Annotated in this window: 21 protein-coding genes, 1 tRNA gene and 1 pseudogene; 10 read left to right on the top strand and 13 right to left on the bottom strand. The window is 68.4% G+C overall.

Annotated elements, in window-relative coordinates; all coding sequences use genetic code 11:
- The first annotated feature begins 43 nt into the window (after positions 1–43).
- The 5 genes and pseudogenes from D7I44_RS04125 (at position 44) to D7I44_RS04105 (ending at position 4195) form a co-directional block, all read left to right on the top strand.
- Positions 44–732, top strand: a pseudogene (locus D7I44_RS04125) (iron-dependent transcriptional repressor DtxR).
- A 208-nt stretch (positions 733–940) separates the two neighbouring features.
- A complete protein-coding gene (locus D7I44_RS04120) occupies positions 941–1825 on the top strand; it encodes a C40 family peptidase (RefSeq protein WP_220093831.1) in 885 nt (294 codons plus the stop codon).
- Positions 1826–2213: 388 nt separating this feature from the next.
- On the top strand, positions 2214–2714 hold the full coding sequence (locus D7I44_RS04115) for an HNH endonuclease (protein ID WP_120788318.1): 501 nt from the start codon (positions 2214–2216) through the stop codon (positions 2712–2714).
- 39 nt (positions 2715–2753) lie between these two features.
- Positions 2754–3914, top strand: a complete 1161-nt coding sequence (locus tag D7I44_RS04110; RefSeq protein WP_120788317.1) for an inorganic phosphate transporter — start codon at positions 2754–2756, stop codon at positions 3912–3914.
- On the top strand, positions 3911–4195 hold the full coding sequence (locus D7I44_RS04105; protein ID WP_120788316.1) for a hypothetical protein: 285 nt from the start codon (positions 3911–3913) through the stop codon (positions 4193–4195). Before D7I44_RS04110 ends, D7I44_RS04105 begins: the two co-directional genes overlap by 4 nt.
- Positions 4196–4198: 3 nt before the next feature.
- Here the strand turns inward: D7I44_RS04105 and D7I44_RS04100 are convergent, their stop codons facing one another.
- From D7I44_RS04100 to D7I44_RS04055, 11 genes are all read right to left on the bottom strand, one after another.
- On the bottom strand, positions 4199–4609 hold the full coding sequence (locus tag D7I44_RS04100) for a VOC family protein (RefSeq protein ID WP_120788315.1): 411 nt from the start codon (positions 4607–4609) through the stop codon (positions 4199–4201).
- Between the two features lie 31 nt (positions 4610–4640).
- Entirely contained in the window at positions 4641–5165 is a 525-nt protein-coding gene (locus D7I44_RS04095; protein ID WP_120788314.1) for a pyridoxamine 5'-phosphate oxidase family protein, read from the bottom strand.
- 50 nt (positions 5166–5215) lie between these two features.
- Positions 5216–6394, bottom strand: coding sequence for a hypothetical protein (locus D7I44_RS04090; RefSeq protein WP_120788313.1), 1179 nt, complete (start codon positions 6392–6394; stop codon positions 5216–5218).
- Positions 6391–6738: a PadR family transcriptional regulator gene (locus D7I44_RS04085; RefSeq protein WP_120788312.1), complete on the bottom strand. Its 348-nt coding sequence runs from the start codon at positions 6736–6738 to the stop codon at positions 6391–6393. The genes D7I44_RS04090 and D7I44_RS04085 overlap by 4 nt, the downstream gene beginning before the upstream one ends.
- A gap of 193 nt (positions 6739–6931) precedes the next feature.
- Entirely contained in the window at positions 6932–7288 is a 357-nt protein-coding gene (locus D7I44_RS04080) for a hypothetical protein (protein ID WP_120788311.1), read from the bottom strand.
- A gap of 27 nt (positions 7289–7315) precedes the next feature.
- Positions 7316–7486 (bottom strand): hypothetical protein, encoded by a 171-nt coding sequence (locus D7I44_RS18035; RefSeq protein ID WP_162940047.1) that lies wholly within the window; start codon positions 7484–7486, stop codon positions 7316–7318.
- Between the two features lie 2 nt (positions 7487–7488).
- Positions 7489–7950, bottom strand: a complete 462-nt coding sequence (locus D7I44_RS04075; RefSeq protein WP_120788310.1) for a hypothetical protein — start codon at positions 7948–7950, stop codon at positions 7489–7491.
- 9 nt (positions 7951–7959) lie between these two features.
- On the bottom strand, positions 7960–9381 hold the full coding sequence (locus tag D7I44_RS04070; RefSeq protein ID WP_120788309.1) for a hypothetical protein: 1422 nt from the start codon (positions 9379–9381) through the stop codon (positions 7960–7962).
- Positions 9378–9683 carry a hypothetical protein gene (locus D7I44_RS04065; RefSeq protein WP_120788308.1) on the bottom strand — a complete coding sequence of 102 codons (306 nt, stop codon included), beginning with the start codon at positions 9681–9683 and terminating at the stop codon, positions 9378–9380. The genes D7I44_RS04070 and D7I44_RS04065 overlap by 4 nt, the downstream gene beginning before the upstream one ends.
- Entirely contained in the window at positions 9586–9999 is a 414-nt protein-coding gene (locus tag D7I44_RS18720; RefSeq protein WP_425459330.1) for a hypothetical protein, read from the bottom strand. Before D7I44_RS18720 ends, D7I44_RS04065 begins: the two co-directional genes overlap by 98 nt.
- Positions 10000–10040: 41 nt before the next feature.
- A complete protein-coding gene (locus D7I44_RS04055; protein ID WP_120788306.1) occupies positions 10041–10334 on the bottom strand; it encodes a hypothetical protein in 294 nt (97 codons plus the stop codon).
- 292 nt (positions 10335–10626) lie between these two features.
- Between D7I44_RS04055 and D7I44_RS04050 the strand changes: the two genes are divergently transcribed.
- A tRNA-Arg gene (locus tag D7I44_RS04050) sits at positions 10627–10701 on the top strand.
- A gap of 209 nt (positions 10702–10910) precedes the next feature.
- Here the strand turns inward: D7I44_RS04050 and D7I44_RS04045 are convergent.
- A complete protein-coding gene (locus tag D7I44_RS04045; RefSeq protein ID WP_162940046.1) occupies positions 10911–11348 on the bottom strand; it encodes a hypothetical protein in 438 nt (145 codons plus the stop codon).
- A 145-nt stretch (positions 11349–11493) separates the two neighbouring features.
- On the opposite strand from D7I44_RS04045, the gene D7I44_RS04040 reads away from it, so the two are divergent.
- From D7I44_RS04040 to D7I44_RS04030, 3 genes are all read left to right on the top strand, one after another.
- Positions 11494–11853, top strand: a complete 360-nt coding sequence (locus D7I44_RS04040) for a histone-like nucleoid-structuring protein Lsr2 (RefSeq protein ID WP_120788304.1) — start codon at positions 11494–11496, stop codon at positions 11851–11853.
- Between the two features lie 179 nt (positions 11854–12032).
- Positions 12033–13430: a sensor histidine kinase gene (locus D7I44_RS04035; RefSeq protein WP_162940045.1), complete on the top strand. Its 1398-nt coding sequence runs from the start codon at positions 12033–12035 to the stop codon at positions 13428–13430.
- Positions 13423–14100: a response regulator gene (locus tag D7I44_RS04030; RefSeq protein WP_245979998.1), complete on the top strand. Its 678-nt coding sequence runs from the start codon at positions 13423–13425 to the stop codon at positions 14098–14100. The genes D7I44_RS04035 and D7I44_RS04030 overlap by 8 nt, the downstream gene beginning before the upstream one ends.
- An 88-nt stretch (positions 14101–14188) precedes the next feature.
- Here D7I44_RS04030 and D7I44_RS18460 read toward each other — a convergent pair whose 3' ends face one another.
- Positions 14189–15037 (bottom strand): helix-turn-helix transcriptional regulator, encoded by an 849-nt coding sequence (locus tag D7I44_RS18460; protein ID WP_220093830.1) that lies wholly within the window; start codon positions 15035–15037, stop codon positions 14189–14191.
- Positions 15038–15219: 182 nt separating this feature from the next.
- Here D7I44_RS18460 and D7I44_RS04015 point away from each other — a divergent pair, with 182 nt between their 5' ends.
- Positions 15220–16368, top strand: coding sequence for an esterase-like activity of phytase family protein (locus D7I44_RS04015; protein WP_120788300.1), 1149 nt, complete (start codon positions 15220–15222; stop codon positions 16366–16368).
- Positions 16369–16415: the final 47 nt, after the last annotated feature.

Below are 16415 nucleotides of genomic sequence, written 5' to 3'. Positions count from 1 at the left end.
GCGGATTGTCAAGAGCAATCCGACCGTGAAATGAGGAGCGGGGATGACTGATCTCGTCGACACGACGGAGATGTACCTGCGCACGATCTTGGACCTCGAGGAAGAGGCGATCGTGCCGCTGCGGGCGCGCATCTCGGAGCGGCTCGGGCATTCCGGCCCGACGGTCTCGCAGACCGTGGCGCGCATGGAGCGCGACGGGCTCGTCATCGTGTCAGGCGACCGGCACCTCGAGCTGACCGACAAGGGCCGTCGTCGTGCGGTCGACGTGATGCGCAAGCACCGTCTCGCCGAGCGACTGCTCTCCGACGTGATCGGCCTGGACTGGGAGTTCATCCACGAAGAGGCGTGCCGCTGGGAGCACGTGATGAGCGAGCAGGTCGAGGAGAAGATCCGCCGCATGCTGGGCGACCCGACCGAGTCGCCGTACGGCACCCCGATCCCCCGATGGACGACGAGGGGCGCACGCTCTCGACGGTGTTCCTCAAGAACGTCGTCAGCACCGTCGAGGCCATCGCCTCGGGCGAGCCCGTGACGGCCACGATCCGCCGCCTGGGCGAGCCGGTTCAGTTCGACCCCGAGCTGCTCGCGCAGCTGCGGCAGGCCGGCGTGGTGCCTGGGAACACGGTGACGGTGTCGCCGGCCGGCGCATATGTTCTCGCCGAGGTCGATGGCTACGTCGACGGGCTCGAACTGCCGCATGAGGTCGCGAGCCACATCTTTATCGCCGCCTGACGTTCCACCGATTTGTTTTTCGGTGTGACATTTCCGTTACCTTCCCCTATTCTCGATCGAGTCGAAAGGCTGAGACTCAGCCGCTAGACCCGAGGCGAGACGCTCTTGATTCCGTCGCTCGCCTCGTGAAGCCGAAGCCCACCCCACAGGGCCCAAGACCAACAGGACGGACGCGCGCGTGCGCGTGTGAGCGCCGGAGGTGCACACCTTGGCAGAACTCAACGGGAAGACGAATGGCGCGCTGACGCGCCGCGAGGCACGAGAGGCCTTCGAGGCACGTTCGAGCGCCGGCGCAGCGAAGCGCCGTCTCCCGGTCACGGAGCATGCGGTGCAGGCATCCGCCACCCCTCCTGCCAAGCGGAAGTCGCCGCTCAAGCGCTTCGCCAACGTCTTCGTCCTCGTGGCAGCCGTCGGCATCGTCGGCACCATCGCCATCCCGGCCTATGCGTTCAACCCGAGCACGCAGGCGCACACGGTCAGCAGCTCAGCCGTCATCGACACGATGAAGAAGGCGAACGCGCAGTCGGCGGATGTCGCGACGGATGCTGCGGCGCCGGCCGCCGCGCACGAGGACTTCCAGGCCACCAGCGTCGACGACATCGCCAACGCCAAGCAGGCCCAGGCTCGCGCCGCGGCCGCCAAGGCGGCCGTCGCGAAGGCCGCGAGCTACAGCGCGGCGTACACCGGCCCGACCGCAGCCGACTATCTCGCGACCGTTCCCGCGGGCACCAGCTACAGCCTCGCGGCGGTGCTCGCCAAGGCCGAGACCTATGCGGGCTCGCCGTACCAGTACGGCGGCGCGACACCCGCCGGTTTCGACTGCTCGGGCTTCGTCATGTTCGTCTACGCCCAGTTCGGCGTCTCGCTGCCGCACTCGTCGAGCCAGCAGGGGCACATCGGCCAGACCATCTCGCTCGCGAACGCGCAGCCGGGCGACGTCATCGCCTTGAACGACGGCTCGCACGTCGGCTTCTACGCCGGCACCGACGCGAGCGGCAGCGTGATGATCTACGACGCGCCGAAGCCCGGCGGCGTCGTGGGGCTGCGCCCGATCTGGACGTCTGCGTACCACATCCAGCACTTCGGCGGCTAGGCGGGCGGATGCCTCGCTGAGGTGTCCGAAGCTTAAATCTGTGTTACGACACGGCGTGCGAATGCCCTGCTCACGTGCGTGATCTGCGCGTTCCGGGTTAGTCTGACCGCGTCGGTGCGCCGCATCCGGCGGCGCTCCACCGGTAGGAGACGTCCGTGAACTCGACTGCATTTGTGAACGCGCGAGCCTCGCGCGTGCGCTGCAGCGCGGTCATGCGGCGGTCGCACCACCGGCACCATCTGCACCACGTGCACCACTTCTGCCCTGAGGCAGGAATGTTCGGCGTCGCCCATCGGGCGGCGCCTTCTTTGTTTGTGCGGGGCCGCCTCGCGCACGCAGAGTCCGTCGTCGTGACCAGCCAGGTCGCGCCAACGCGCCGAGGAGTCCCATGCGCACTCTCGTCCTGAATGCCGGCTACGAGCCGCTCGCCGTCGTCTCGTTCAAGCGCGCCCTCGCCCTCGTGATGAATCACAAGGCGACGATCGTGCAGATCGACACGGGCCACCCCGTTTTCGGCATCACGGCGGAATGGGACCGCCCGAGCGTCATCCTGCTGACGCGCTACGTGCGCCTGCCGCACGGCCGCCAGGTGCCGGTGTCGCGACGCGGGGTGCTGCGACGCGACGCGCACCGCTGCGCATACTGCGCCAAGGCTGCGGCGACGATCGATCACGTGGTGCCGAGGTCGAAGGGCGGGCAGGATTCCTGGGAGAACCTCGTCGCCTGCTGCCTGCGGTGCAACAACGTGAAGGGCGACCACTCGCTCGCGGACATGGGCTGGGAGCTGCGTTTCACGCCGCGGATGCCGCATGAGCCCGCCTGGATGGTGCGTGGCTCCGAGCACCTGCTGCCCGAGTGGGAGGACTACCTGCAGCCGCAGGCCGCATAGTTCACCCCGAGTTCATTGCGGGTGCTTAGCTTGCCCCGCATGGACGCCCTCGCGATCGTCATCCTCGTCGTGGTCCTGGGTCTCGTGTTCGACTTCACGAACGGGTTCCACGACACGGCCAACGCCATGGCCACTTCTGTCGCGACGGGGGCTCTCAAGCCCCGTGTCGCCGTGCTCATCTCCGCCGTGCTGAACCTCATCGGCGCCTTTCTGTCTACCGAGGTCGCCGCGACGGTGTCCGGTGGGATCGTCAAGGAGGGCCAAGGCGGGATCGAGATCACGCCCGTGATGATCTTCGCCGGCCTGGTGGGAGCGATCATGTGGAATCTCGCCACCTGGTACGTCGGCCTGCCGTCGAGCTCGACTCACGCGCTGTTCGGGGGCCTGATCGGCGCCGCCATCGTCGGCAGCGGGTTCAACGCGGTCGACTGGGCCAACGTGATCTCGAAGATCGCGCTGCCCGCCCTGTTCGCGCCTATCGTCGCCGGCCTCGTGGCCATGGTCGCGACGTACTCGGCCTACATGATCACGAGACGGGCGACGACCCGCGGGTCCGATCGAGGATTCCGTTACGGGCAGACGGTGTCGGCCTCCCTCGTGTCGCTTGCCCACGGAACCAATGACGCGCAGAAGACGATGGGCGTCATCACCCTCACGTTCGTCGCCGCCGGCTACCAGCACAGCGGCACCTCGCCGCAGTTCTGGGTCATCCTGGCATGTGCTCTCGCCATCGCCGCGGGAACGTATTCGGGCGGCTGGCGCATCATGCGCACGGTTGGGAAGCGGATCACCGAGGTGACGCCGCCTCAGGGCTTCGCGGCCGAGGCGAGCTCGGCCGCGACCATCCTCGTGTCGAGCCACCTCGGCTTTCCGCTTTCGACGACCCAGGTGACCACGGGTTCGATCGTCGGGTCGGGCCTCGGCAAGCGACTCGCCTCGGTGCGCTGGGGCACCTTCGGGCGAATGGTCGCGGCCTGGCTGATCACGGTCCCGGCGGCGGCGCTCGTCGCCGCGCTCGCGAGCTTCATCGTCGGCACCGGTGCCATCGGCACCGTGGTCGTGGTGGTCGCGGCCGTTGCCGGCATGGCGGCGTTCTGGTTCCTGTCTCGCCGCCATCCGGTCACGAAGGAAACCGTCAACGACGACGAGGACGTCCTGGCGCGCAAGCCGGCGACGGTCTCGGTGGGAGGTGCGAAGTGATCGCCTGGGGTTCGCTCGGGATCGAGTTCGTCGTCAGCCTGGTGTTCGCGGCAGGCCTCGTGAGCATCTTCGCCCTCGGATTGCGGCTGCTCGCGGTCGGCGCCCCCGACGAGGCGCGCCTTGGGCCGGATGGCTCCGTCGAACGTGTCGCAGACGGTGAGGTCGCGATCTCGCATCAGCGGCCGACGTGGGCATCCTTCGGCGCCTATCTCTGCTTCGCGATCGCCGTCGCCGTCGTGCTCTACGGGATTTACCTGATCATTCCGCAGTTCCACCAGTGACGCTCAGGCGTGGCCTGACCATTCCGATGCGTCGGCACCCGATGCATTGATGGCGGATGCCTGCAGCACGATGCCGTTGCCATCGGGGTCTGCCAGCGTGGCGAACCGTCCCCACGGGGCGTCCTGGAGCTCGCTCACCGCGATGCCTTTGCCGATCAGCGCCGCGCGGTCGCCCTCGAGGTCGTCCGTCTCGAGAACGGTGCCTTGCAGCGAGCCGGGCGGCATCGACGGGAACCAGGTGACGAGGGTCAGCGCTGTCTGGGCGGCGGGCGGGGCCACCATCACCCAGCGCATCTCGGGGGTGAACTGCCGGTCGGCGAGCAGCGTGAAGCCGAGGACGTTGGTGTAGAAATCCTTCGCCTCGTCCTGGTCGGAGACCGGAATCGAGACGACCTGAACCTGACGGATAGCCATGGCCTCATCTAGGCAAACCGTGGCCGATGCGTCAAGGGCGGCGGGGTGCCCGGTAGTAGGCGAAAGCCTTGTCGGCGATGATTCTGAAGGCGGGCGAGTCGTCGTCGACGAGGTCATCGAGGAAGCGCGCCCACTCCGGGCCCTCGATCGGAACGTAGTGATCGAGCATGGCCTGCCGCAGGGGCGCCGCGCGCTCGCCGGCGAACGGCACGATCTCGACCTCGCCGTGCACTGTGAGCTGGGTCTGCGCATCGGGCAGCCAGGTGGCGCTCACGGCCGGATTGCGGCGCAGGTGACGCGTGCGCAGCGCTTGTGTGCCGGAGCCGAACCAGAGCTCGCCGTGCAGCAGATAGCCGTCGACCGCGCCGGCGTAGGGCCGGCCGTCGCGCGAGACGGTGGCGACCGTGAGCAGCTGCATGCCCGGCATCCGCTCGACCAAGTCGTGCGCGCTCAGGCGCGCGCCGTCGAAGATCTCGCGAAGGTGCGGGCCGGCGCCCGCCATGCTGCGGTCGAGCAACGCCTGCAGCGCGGCCACTTCGTCGTCCGTCTCGAACATGGCGACAGCCAACCACGAGCTGCCGACATCGGCTCAGATCGAGCTGCGGTTCACCGGCCGATCGGAGTGGGGTCGATGTCGACGGATGCCGTGGAACGACTCCGTCGCCGATAGTGGGCGGCCACTGCGACCGCGGCGGCGTAGACGATCGCCAGCACGAGCGCATCGATGCTCAGGATGAGGTAGTCCAGACGCCGTTCCCCGGCGTAGGGCACCGCGTGCTGGGTGGTCAGTTCGGTCACGAAGAGCCACGCGAGGAAGACACCCCACGGGATCGTCGAGAGGGCAATCGTCGCCGACATGGCGAGCCGGGCCGCGAGTGCGAGCGCCTGCGCGCCGACCAACGCGATCGCGATGGCTGCGAGTGCCGCGGGCACGACGCCGAATTCCTCAAAGGCGCCGCTTGCCCCGGTGCCGGACACCTTGACCGTGGGCCCGATGATCACCGGCCGCGTCCAGAAGGTCAGCTCGAAGAGGCGAAATGCCGACGTCGGCGCGCCGTTGCGGTAGTTGTCCACGAAGCTGCCGACGGCCGGGAAGGTGAGGAACCCGACGGCGAAGACGCACGCCCAGAGCAGGGTGCCGACGGCCACTCGCCACGGCGAGCGTGGCCGCCCACCCGCGAGCGCCATCAGGGCGACGACCGCGACGAACAGGCCCGGTAGCCCGAAATCCCATGGCCAGCCGTAGAAGTGGAAGTACGGCTCCGCAATGACCGCGGCCGCGAGCCCAGTGACGGCGGTCGTAGCGAGAAGCCAGCGATACGCGCGCTCCGCCCCGATCATGCTGAGCAGCCACGCGGCGACGGCCAGCGCGCAGACAATGATGAACGGGCTCTCGAACGGACCGAAGGCGCGCTGCGTGGCGGGCCCCGGCGCGAACGTGAGCTCGAGGCTCGCGCCCCCGATGAAGCGCCCCGACAGGTGCGGCCCCGGGTTGCCCGGCGCCCATTCCATGACGATGCCCGCCATCAGCCCGAACGCACCGAGCAGCGTCGCCATGACGGTGGCGGTCTGATCGCGCACCCGACCCGGAGCGACGGTGTCGAGCCGTGCGCCGATGCCGCCGACGACAAGCCCCATCTTCTCGGAGCGGGTCAGGCGGTCGCGGCCCTCGCCCTCTGCCTGGTCGAGGTAGGCGCTGAGCATCGCGGCACTCTTGTCGACGCGCCACTGCGCCGGGTACCACCGCGACCAGCGGCCGAACTCGGTGCGCAGCTGAACCGTCATGCCGCACCCCCGGCGACGGCGGCGCCACGCGCCGCGAGGCGATCACGGGCAGCGCTGACCTGGGCCTCGAGTCGGTCGGCCTCCACGCGGAGGGCTTCGGCTCCGGCATCCGTCAAAGCGAAATAGCGGCGCAGCCGCCCCTCGACCGTCTCGTCACCCGCGCGCTCGGCCAGGCCCTCTGCCTCGAGCCGGTCGAGCGCGGAGTAAAGCGAGCTGACCTTCAGCGTGACGCGGCCGCCGGTCAACTCCTCGGCCTCCTTGATGATCGCGTAGCCGTGTCGCCTGCCGCCCGCGAGCACGGTCAGGATCGAGAGCGCAGGATCGCGCAGTTCAGAGGTCGCCATGCGCTGAACATATTCCGCTCTGCGTAGTATGGCAAGAGGCGAGCCGATGCCGGTCAGTTGATGGAGGCGAGCGCTGTCCAGAGGAAGAACCGTGAGACCGTGCGCGTGACGTCGGTCGTCGCGGCACAGTCCGCTGCCCGGTCGCCCGCGAAGAGCGTCATGGGGCCAGCGTATGGCGGCGTGAAGACTCGGTCTATGACGTTCTCGACCGCAACGTCTCTGACGCCGGCCACGGCATCTCGCGCACGACGACGGGCGCGCTCATATCGCCATAGTCCTCAGTCTTGAACCTGATTTGCTCCGGCGTCACCTCGACCAGCCTCACCGGCTCGACGCTCCCGTCGTCGCGCACGAGTTCCCACTTGCCGGCCAGATACCCGAGTCCCAGCTCGTCCAGCGTGGTCTCTGCCCGATCGAGGCTCACGACGGCCGTCACATCCCGCCCGAGCAGATCGACGGCCACCCAGCCGCCGCCCTCCTCGCGCAGCCAGCCGACTCGCTCGCGATCCGAAGCGCGGCGGTGTTCGAGCCAGGTGGCGGGAGCGGTCATGCCGAGAGCGTACCGGCCGAGTTCAGCTCAGCTGGCGACGCGCTGGCGCACCGCAGTCGTCTGCTCGGGCGTGAGGAACCAGCGAGCGTAGCGCTCGTGATCGGGGTACTGGTCGCGAAGGAAGCTGCGAACCGCTCGGCCGGTGACGCCGAGTTCGCGGGCGAGATCCTCCGGGGTCAGTTCGTCGAGCTCGGACATGATCAGGTGAGGTCGAGCTCGCGGAGTACGACGCCATCTGGAACGGCGTGGGACTGGAAGTACTTGTAGTAGATCGGGGCGGCCTGGTCAGCGGTGAAGACTTCTGATCGCGGAACGCTCAGGGTGTTCTCGGCGTAGTGAATCTCGACCGTCCCCGCGTCAGCTGCGCCTCCAGGGCGGCCGATCGCGTACTGGTGAAACTCACCGTCGTCCTCGAGGCGGCGCACCTCGATCGTCATCGCTTCAGCGTTGCCCGCGCTCTGCATGTACTCCTGGTCGTACTTGGAGAGCTTGAAACCGGGTGCGTCGGGCCACCCGGCGTCGTCGGGGACGAAGTACAGGAGGTAGGCGAAGCGCTTCTCGCCGTCGAGGAGCCCGAGCTCGCGGCGAAGCTGCTCGTCGTAGGGACGGAAACTGTTGGACAGCTTGCTGCTGGACCGGCCAGCGAACTCGGCGACGTACAACGCTTCCTCCTACTTGACGTACTCGACGTGGACAGACGTGATCTTGATGGTTTCGCCTTTGAGCCTCGCGGTGGCGGGGCTCTCGTAGCTCACCTTTGAGTCGAAGTCCCGCTGCTGTCCGTTGTAGGGGGACTTGCCGCTCTTGACCTCGATTCCTTCCCACGTGCCATCCGGCTTCTTGACGAGCCCATCGTATTTGCGACCTACGTCACCGCCGGCCTGCTTTGCGACGACTTGCGTATTGATGGGTTTCTCACCGTACTTGTCCTCGTACTGGTCCAGGCCGTCCTGCTCCTTCTGAGCAGCGTCGTCGCGGGCCGCGTCGTTGTCCTTGCTGGTGTATCTGCCGCCCTTGTCGCGGCCCGGGTGGTTCGGATTCGGTTGCCGGCTTTCTTCGACCTGATCCGTCGGCAGCGGCTCCTCGGCATCATCCGTCCCGGCGTGCCCCGCGAGGTCGCTCGCGCCGCCGCCGACCAGCGCGGCGCCTGCCCCCATCGTGGCGATGCCCGCAGCGTTCAGCTCACCGCCGCCGGCGACCGCTCCGATCCCGGTGGCGTCCAGCGGCAGACCAGCCGCTCCGACGACCGCACCGCCAGCAGTCAAGAGGGCGCCGCCGATCAGCGCTGCGTCATCGTCGCCGTGGTGCAGCATCGCGTTGCCGAACGACAGGGTCGCGTTCGCCGCGGCCGAAAGCCCGTCCTCGACGTAGGGCAGCGCATCCTTGGTCGCCTCCACGGTCACGCCGACTGTCGAGGCGTAGATGAGCCCGCCGAAGAGTCCGGCGTCTTCCTTCGCCTTGTCCCACCACGAACCGCCCGTGAACTTCGAGATCTCGGCTGCGGTACCAACCTCGCCGAGCCCGGCGGTGCGTGGCGCGCCGATCCCGTTGATCTGCGCGGCGAACGAATCGAGCGTGCTTTCCCGGTCGGCTTCGTACCGGTTCTCCCGCACGCGAAGCTCCGCTTCGTCGGCTACAAGCGCCGGGACGTTCTGCCACGACTGCAAGGCGGTGCCGACGGCTCCGAGGATGTTGCCGGACGCGAGCTGCTGCGCGAAGTGGGTCTCGGCTTTGCCGGGCGCGGATCGGTGGAACGATTCGATGTCGGCGACGAGCTGGTCATGTCGGCGCTTCAAGTCTGAGATCTCGTCGGCTGCGGCGCTCGCGATTCGATAGAACGACTCCGCCGCGTCGCGGAGCTGCGCCGCGTGGGTCACGGCTGGAGTCATCAGCGGCTCGAGGACCGGGGTGAGATGGTCGGCAGCCAGGTGCTGGGGGAGTGAGGACCAGGTTGAGGCGGCGCGGCTCGCGTCGTCACTGAGCAGGGAGTAGTGCTGGTATAGCTGGCGAGCGGCGTCGCGCAGTCCCTCCCCATCGTCGAGGATCGGGGTGACCGAGTCGGCGGTCAGTGCGCCGAAGAGGCTGACGCTCATCGCTGGGTGAGGCTACGGGCGGAGTCGCCGATCTGCGAATCGGTCTCGGAGATCGCCGCGGCTGCCGAGTTCAGCCCCCCGCCGAGCGCGTCAATGTGCTCGCTGACCTTCGTAGCCTGGGCTGTGAACCGTGACACGAAGTTTCCGAGCGCGGATGCCAGTTGAGGACTACGAGCGGCGACCTCTACGTCGGTAAGCGCGGATTCAGCGGCTCGGGCGTTGTCGGAGGCGGAGGACGCATGGGAAGTCAACGCCGCAACCGTCGCCGCGACGCCGTCGCCATTCATGCGAATGCCGGCCATACGCCCCTCCCGATGACCCGGTGTAAACCCCCGCGTGAAGCCTATGCGGGGGTCTGGGTTTGACGCCAGCGCGTGTGTCACGGACTTTGCTGTCACGCGGATAGGGGCTGGGATGAGCTGGGGGACCACTGCCGTCCTCGAGCTCGAATGTGATCGTCACCAGGCCACCTGGGTCGAGCGCTGCGCCGGGCGGGGGTTCTTGAGATCGGATGAAGTAGATGTCGGGCCATGTCTGTGCACCGAGGCCGGGCCCGTCGAGCGTCTCCGAGACCAGCACGATGCGCAGCTTCGCTGTGACCTCGCGCGCAGTGCGCACGTCGAGGCCGACCAGGTTGGGAACGGTGTGCGGTGCTGTCACTAGACCTCCCGATGAGGTTCAAGTCGGACGGTGATCCGGCCGCTATCGAGATCGGGCTTGTCACCAGGCGCCGGTGCCGGCGCTGGTAGCTCGGTCTGCGCCTCCCAGACGAGTCGTGCCTGGTGGCTCTCCGGATGGAAAACCTCGTCGAAGACCCCGATCGTCCCGCTCTGGGCGTTCTTCCGCTGGCGCCGCTTCTCGGCGTGCACGAGGTAGGGCATCGCGAGGAACCAGATGACGAAGAGCGCGCAGAAGGCCGCAACGGCGATCGTCCTGATCTCGTTCGCGTTCATGCGGACAGGCTAAGACGCAGAGCAGACCGTAGCGATGCTTCACGCCGGAGACCACCGTCCGTCCCATCGCTCGGCGTTGACGCCGGCATCAACTACTTCGCCGAGCTTCGATGAGGGGCAGTGGGAGACCATCAGCTCGCGCGTCGAGTGAGGCGGCTGCCGGGGGTCTGCTGGATCAGTGGGGGAACAATGGCGCTGTCGGGTGGGTGCGGTGCGCGCGACCATTTGGTGCTGCGGCTACCCTTGTGGTGGGTCGGTTATCGGCCTCCGCGGCTTCCTCGATGACGCCGTTGCCTCCGTAGCTCAATGGAAGAGCGTGCGCGTCCTAAGCGTTAGGTTGCAGGTTCGAGTCCTGTCGGGGGCACCATCACCTCAGGTGGACGCGACTTCGGTTCCTCTGTCGGCTCGCATCCGTGGTCGTCGTCTGAGGCGCTCGACAGCTTCGCCTCCACACGGAAACCCCGGGACGGGCCGGTCAAGGTGGGGCGGAGGCGCGGCATTCAGGCGAGCAGATATTGGGCGCCCGCCAGCCGCACAGAAAGGGTTGGGGGCAAGTCCCTCCAGGGGCACTCTGTGTCACGGCATCCAGAGCGTGACCTCGGCGCGCTCCGGCCCGCCGCATTCCGCAGTGCCGCCGACGCGCTTCCATGCGAGCATCACGCGCTGGTCGATGAGCGGCGCACCCGACGCGTCGAAGGCGCCGAGATGGCCGGTTCGCGGCGTCGTCATGTCGATCGAGATGGTCCAGACATCGCCGTCGTGGCTCGTCAGACTCCGGGCTCCCGGCGCAGGCGCAAGCGTCGGCGGCGGCGCAGGCACCGGGCACGTGGCACCTGCGCAGAACGTCACGGCGTCGACCCCGGCGGTGTCGCCCGTGACGTGCACGCGCACCTGGTTCGTCCAGCCGATCGCGGAGCACGCCTGCGGAGGCCCGCCGCTGCAGGCGGTGAGCGCGGCAGCAAGCACCGTAACGCCGGTGAGGGCGGCGAGCCGCGGCATCCGCATGTCATTCATAGTGTCGCGATAGAACACCCGCGCAGATACCGATTCGATTGCGTTATCGGCGCGTGATTACCCGTTGCGCACGTAATCAGCGACTAACCTGATATCCGACCGGTATCGCAGATACCGGGTTACACGACTAATTGAGGATGCCGCAATGAAGAAGGTCATCGAACAGCTCGTCGACGATATCTCGGGCGACGTGATCGCCGACGGCGCGGGCGAGACCGTCTCGTTCGCCATCGACGGCAAGTCGTACGAGATCGACCTGAGCGAAAAGAACGCGGCGAAGCTGCGCGAGGCGCTGCAGCCGTACATCGCGGTCGGCCGACGCTCGTCCGCGCTCAGCGCGCCGGCACGCCAGGCGGCGGCACGCGTCACCAAGTCGGCCGCCTCGCACTGGAGCGCCGGCTACGCCGCCGTGCGCGAATGGGCGCAGGCCAACGGCGTCGACGTCTCGCCGCGCGGCCGCGTCGCGGACTCGGTCATGAAGGCCTACGAGGACGCGCACAAGTAGGCGGTGCCCGCACAGAAGCGGAGATTTTCGGCGACACGCCATCGGGGCCGTGATGAGCAGCTCGAATCGCCGAGTTTTTCCGCTTCTGTGCAGGCGGCGCGCCCGCGCCGTCATCCTTCCGGATGAACTTCACCCCGCGCGCATGACCCGGGCGGATGCCGCGGCCTAGCGTTGCCGGCATGAACGAGTTCCTCGCGCGGACGACCTTCCTACCGCGACCGAAGACCATCGCGTGGCTGCGCGCCTACGTCCCGGTGGCGGGGGCGATCCTGTTCTTCGTCCTGTGGACGGTGGCTGAGGCAGGCCGCAGTCCGCACCTGTTCAAAGAGGGCATGTTCCTGCTCTGGGCCGTGGCGCTCGGGCTCGCGGGAATCCGGCCACGGCTCGCGCTCGCCGGAACGATCGCCATCCCTGTGCTGATCGTCGCGGCGGGCTTGATCGACACGCCGTTCTACGACCTGCCTGGCGTGTACACGCTCTATGTCCTCCCATCGATCGATTACCTGTTCAGCCTGTCGACGAGTTGGCCGGCATGGTTCGCGGCGCCGATCATCGTCGGGTACGTCGCCTCGATGAGCCCGTCGTGGCGCCGACGTATCAACGCGCTGGTGGTGGGACTCATCAGCGCCATCGTCTACGGCATCGTGCTCGGCGTCGCCGGCTGGCTGTCGTGGGTCGGCGACCATCACGGGTACAGCGCCCTCGTCAACGAGGCTTCCGGCCTGGCGTTCTCACTGCTGGCCGCCGTTCTCTTCGCGTGGGTGATCGGCATCGGTCTCTCTGCGCTGTGGCGCGTCGAGATCGTCAGCGAGCGGCTGGAGACGACCACGGCCCAGCTCGGCGAAGCCGACCTCGAGCTGCGACTCGCGCACGACCGCGGGCGCATCTCGCGGGACATCCACGACTCCCTCGCCCACTCGCTCGCGATCATCGTCGCGCAGGCGGAGGGCGCGGCGGCGATCCACGAGCTGAAGCCCGCGGCGGCGCCCGAGAGCCTTGGCAACATCGCGACCGTGGCGCGGCATGCGCTCACCGAGGTGCGGCTTCTGGTCGAGCGCATCAACGACGACGAGGACGTGAGCGAGCATACGAGCCGCATCGAGCACATCCCGGCATTGATCGCCGAGCTGCGCCAGGCCGGCGTAGACGCCACGCTGCGCACGCTCGGCACGATCGACCGCCTCGCGCTGTCGAAGCAGGTCGCCGTGTTCCGCATCGCCCAGGAGAGCCTGACGAACGCTCTCAAGCACGGCGGGCGGGGCAGCTCGGCGACCGTCACCCTCGACGCACAGGGTGCAGGCCTCGCCGTGCTGATCGTCTCGAAATCGGGTGGCGGCACGCCGCTCGTGAACGGCGGTGGCCGCGGCATCGGCATCGCAGGCATGAAGGAGCGGGCCCGGCTCGTGGGCGGCTGGCTGACCGCCGTTCCGAGCGACGACGAGACGTTCGTCGTCACCGCGTTCATCCCCCCGGACGCGACGGCCGCGGGCGAAGAGCCGGCAGTTGAGGCATCCGATGACGTCATTGACGCCGATTCGGAGACCGCGGCGCTCGCGATCGAGGGCGCACGTGACTGACCAGCCGACCCGCGTCGTGATCGTCGACGACCAGCCGCTGTTCGCAGCGGGCCTCGCGATGCTCATCGACGCCCAGCCCGACATGCGATGCGTCGGCACCGCGCACGACGGCAATGCGGCGGTCACGCTGACGAGGCAGGTGCGACCCGAGATCGTGCTGATGGACCTGAGGATGCCCGGCCTCAACGGCCTCGAGGCGACCCAGCTCATCGTGGCGGAGCCTGGGCCCGAGGTCGGGCCGCCGAAGGTCGTCGTGCTGACCACCATCAAGCGCGACGAGGCCGTGTACCTCGCGCTGCGCGCGGGCGCCACCGCGCTGCTCACGAAGGACGCGCTGCCGGCCGAGGTGCTCGGCACGATCCGCGACGCCGTGGCGGGGGAGCGGCTGGCCGGGGCATCCGACACCGTCGACGTCGTGCGCGAGTTCGCGGGCCGCGCGCAGACCCGCACGCCCGACGACACGCTCGCGGCTCTGAGCGCTCGCGAGCGCGAGGTGTTCCTGCTCGTCGCGCGCGGCCTCAGCAACGTCGAGATCGCCGAGGCGACCGTGCTGTCCGAGGCGACCGTGAAGAGCCACGTGCGCCAGGTGCTCGGCAAGCTCGGCCTGAAGAGCCGGGTGCAGGTGGTCGCGTTCGCCTACGAGAACGAGCTCATGGGGATGGTGAGATGACCGAGATGCCGGATGCCTGGGGCACAGGCCCTGCGTCCATCGCGCTGCCGCCGACGGTGTCGGTCGATCTGACGCTGCTCGTCGAGGCTCAGCTCTCGCGCGCCTCCGCCGACGGGGGCACGATCGGCAGCTTGGGCAGCAGCCCGGCTGCGCGCGCCCTGTCGACGGCGACCAGCCGGTCGCTGCAGTGGAGCTTGCGGTAGCTGTTCTCGAGGTGCTTGCGCACCGTGCGGTCGCTGATGCGCAGATAGCGGCCGATCGCGGCGGCGGTGAGGCCGTGGGCGAGCAGGCCGAGGATCTGCAGCTCGCGGCCGGTCAGGTCGTAGTCGTCGTGCGGCTCGGGCATCGCGGTGACGGAGGCCAGGATGCCGGCATCCCTCGACGCCTCGTCGTCGCCGCCCAGCACGCCTGAACTGCTGATCAGCACGAGCAGCGGCTGGAGGCGGGCGGCGAGAGCGACGTCGTCGTCGCTGAAGTCGTCGGCCTCCGGGCGCGAGAAGATCCAGGTGCCGCCGGAGAGCAGGCCGGTCTGGTGCGCGAGGATCGTGAGCTCGCTCTCGGCGCCGAGCGGGTGCAGCACGGTCTTGTAGGTGACCGTCTCGTGATACTCGCGCGGGGTCGTCACGTCGCTCATGCGGCGAGGAGGCCGGTCCTGCCTGCGGGTCATCACGTCGGCCCAATAGCTGCGCATCATGGGGTTGTCGCCGATCAGATCGACCATGCCGGGGGCGACCAGTGCGGGCAGCGAGCCGAACGGCTCGCCGTAAGCGGTCGCGGTGCGATTGGCGAAGTCGACCCGGCTCCAGGCGACGCCGTCGCTGGGGATCAGCCGGCCGAGGACCTCGATCAGCACGTCGAGGTAGTCCTCGCGCGTGGTCGAACCCGCCCCCGCCCAGGTGATCGCGGCGAGCAGCTCTGCGCTGTCGGTTGCGGTCAACTCGTGCCCTTTCGGCCGGCCGGCATTCCGTAGCAAGTGATGTTTCCTCAGCGTCTCATTCGGCGCGCATGCGGCGCAACGGGGCGAAATACCGTTACGGGCTACCGAAGGTTCATGTCGTGTGACCAAAGTGGGGGACACGCACGGCTTACCCCCGAAGCCGCCCGACCGAAAGAAGGATCATGCGAAAGAACCTCGTGGTCGCGGGCGCCGCACTTGCGGCATCCGTCGCCCTGCTCGTCGCACAGCCTGCGATCGCCTCCCCAGCGCACGGCGGCCCCCACCCGCACCCCGGCCCGACCAGCGACCCCAACGCATGCTCGGCGAGCGTCGACGCACTCAGCTTCAGCGATGCGCTCGACAAGCTGCAGGACTACGGCGCCACCGTCGGCGGCCTGTCCTCGATCGCGTGGGACCAGCGCCAGCAGGCGTGGGTCTCGGCCGTCGACAACAACGGCGCGGGCGTGCCCGAGTACATCTGGTCGTACCGCAACCTGAACGACCCCAAGGTGACCCACGCGCCGCTCGTGCTGAAGAAGCCGGACGGCACGCCGTACGACGGCGGCCCCGCGGCCACCGACCCGAACGCGGCCGACAACGAGGGCCTCGCCGTGCTGAACAACGGCTCGTACCTCGTGAGCTCGGAGACCGAGCCGTCGATCCGCATCTACGGCCGTGACGGCGTGCAGCGCGCATCGCTGCCGGTGCCCGCGCGCTTCGCGGTGATCGGCACGACGGCCGCCGGCGAGGCGACGTCGAATGCGACGCTCGAGGGACTCACGATCACGCCGGACGGGAACACGATCATCGCCGCGATGGAGGGCGCGCTCTCGGGCGACGTCTCCGCGGCCGGCGACGCGACCTCGCACCGGCTGCTCGTCTACACGCAGGTCCGCGGGTCGTGGCGGCTGTCGAAGCAGATCGAGTACAAGACGGATGCCGGCATGAGGATTCCCGAGGTGGCCGCCTATTCGAACGATGCGGTCATCGTCGAGGAGGCGTCGTTCTCGACCACGGCCGGGAACGCCGTCAACCTGTTCGCGGTCACAGGCCTGTCGCGTGCGGCCGATGTGTCGCACGTCGCGAACCTGGGCAACGCCTCGCCGCGGCTGGCGGTGCAGAAGACGCGGCTCGCCGACCTGGTGAACTGCCCGACGCTCGGTGCACCCGCGCTCGAGACGCAGGCGAACCCTCTGCTCGACAACTTCGAGGGCATGGCCGTCACCGGGCGCCTTCCGGGCGGGAAGTACGGCGTCACCCTGATCAGCGACGACAACAACAGCGCGCAGCAGCACACGCGGCTGCTCAACCTCGCCGTGAAGCTGCCGTAGTTCCTCCCGTTTTCCACAGTGTGCCCCGCTAGGGGGTGTGCGTGTCG

Source organism: Gryllotalpicola protaetiae, assembly GCF_003627055.1.
Lineage (GTDB): Bacteria > Actinomycetota > Actinomycetes > Actinomycetales > Microbacteriaceae > Gryllotalpicola > Gryllotalpicola protaetiae.
This window is presented reverse-complemented; position numbering and strand designations above follow the sequence as displayed.

Coding starts and splice junctions, on each gene's coding strand:
- D7I44_RS04115 (WP_120788318.1), top strand. CDS start 2,214: ATGCGCACTCTCGTCCTGAATGCCGGCTACGAGCCGCTCGCCGTCGTC.
- D7I44_RS04045 (WP_162940046.1), bottom strand. CDS start 11,348: ATGAATGACATGCGGATGCCGCGGCTCGCCGCCCTCACCGGCGTTACG.
- D7I44_RS04055 (WP_120788306.1), bottom strand. CDS start 10,334: ATGAACGCGAACGAGATCAGGACGATCGCCGTTGCGGCCTTCTGCGCG.
- D7I44_RS04070 (WP_120788309.1), bottom strand. CDS start 9,381: ATGAGCGTCAGCCTCTTCGGCGCACTGACCGCCGACTCGGTCACCCCG.
- D7I44_RS04090 (WP_120788313.1), bottom strand. CDS start 6,394: ATGACGGTTCAGCTGCGCACCGAGTTCGGCCGCTGGTCGCGGTGGTAC.
- D7I44_RS04100 (WP_120788315.1), bottom strand. CDS start 4,609: ATGGCTATCCGTCAGGTTCAGGTCGTCTCGATTCCGGTCTCCGACCAG.
- D7I44_RS04080 (WP_120788311.1), bottom strand. CDS start 7,288: ATGACCGCTCCCGCCACCTGGCTCGAACACCGCCGCGCTTCGGATCGC.
- D7I44_RS04110 (WP_120788317.1), top strand. CDS start 2,754: ATGGACGCCCTCGCGATCGTCATCCTCGTCGTGGTCCTGGGTCTCGTG.
- D7I44_RS18035 (WP_162940047.1), bottom strand. CDS start 7,486: ATGTCCGAGCTCGACGAACTGACCCCGGAGGATCTCGCCCGCGAACTC.
- D7I44_RS04095 (WP_120788314.1), bottom strand. CDS start 5,165: ATGTTCGAGACGGACGACGAAGTGGCCGCGCTGCAGGCGTTGCTCGAC.
- D7I44_RS04065 (WP_120788308.1), bottom strand. CDS start 9,683: ATGGCCGGCATTCGCATGAATGGCGACGGCGTCGCGGCGACGGTTGCG.
- D7I44_RS04015 (WP_120788300.1), top strand. CDS start 15,220: ATGCGAAAGAACCTCGTGGTCGCGGGCGCCGCACTTGCGGCATCCGTC.
- D7I44_RS04035 (WP_162940045.1), top strand. CDS start 12,033: ATGAACGAGTTCCTCGCGCGGACGACCTTCCTACCGCGACCGAAGACC.
- D7I44_RS04085 (WP_120788312.1), bottom strand. CDS start 6,738: ATGGCGACCTCTGAACTGCGCGATCCTGCGCTCTCGATCCTGACCGTG.
- D7I44_RS04040 (WP_120788304.1), top strand. CDS start 11,494: ATGAAGAAGGTCATCGAACAGCTCGTCGACGATATCTCGGGCGACGTG.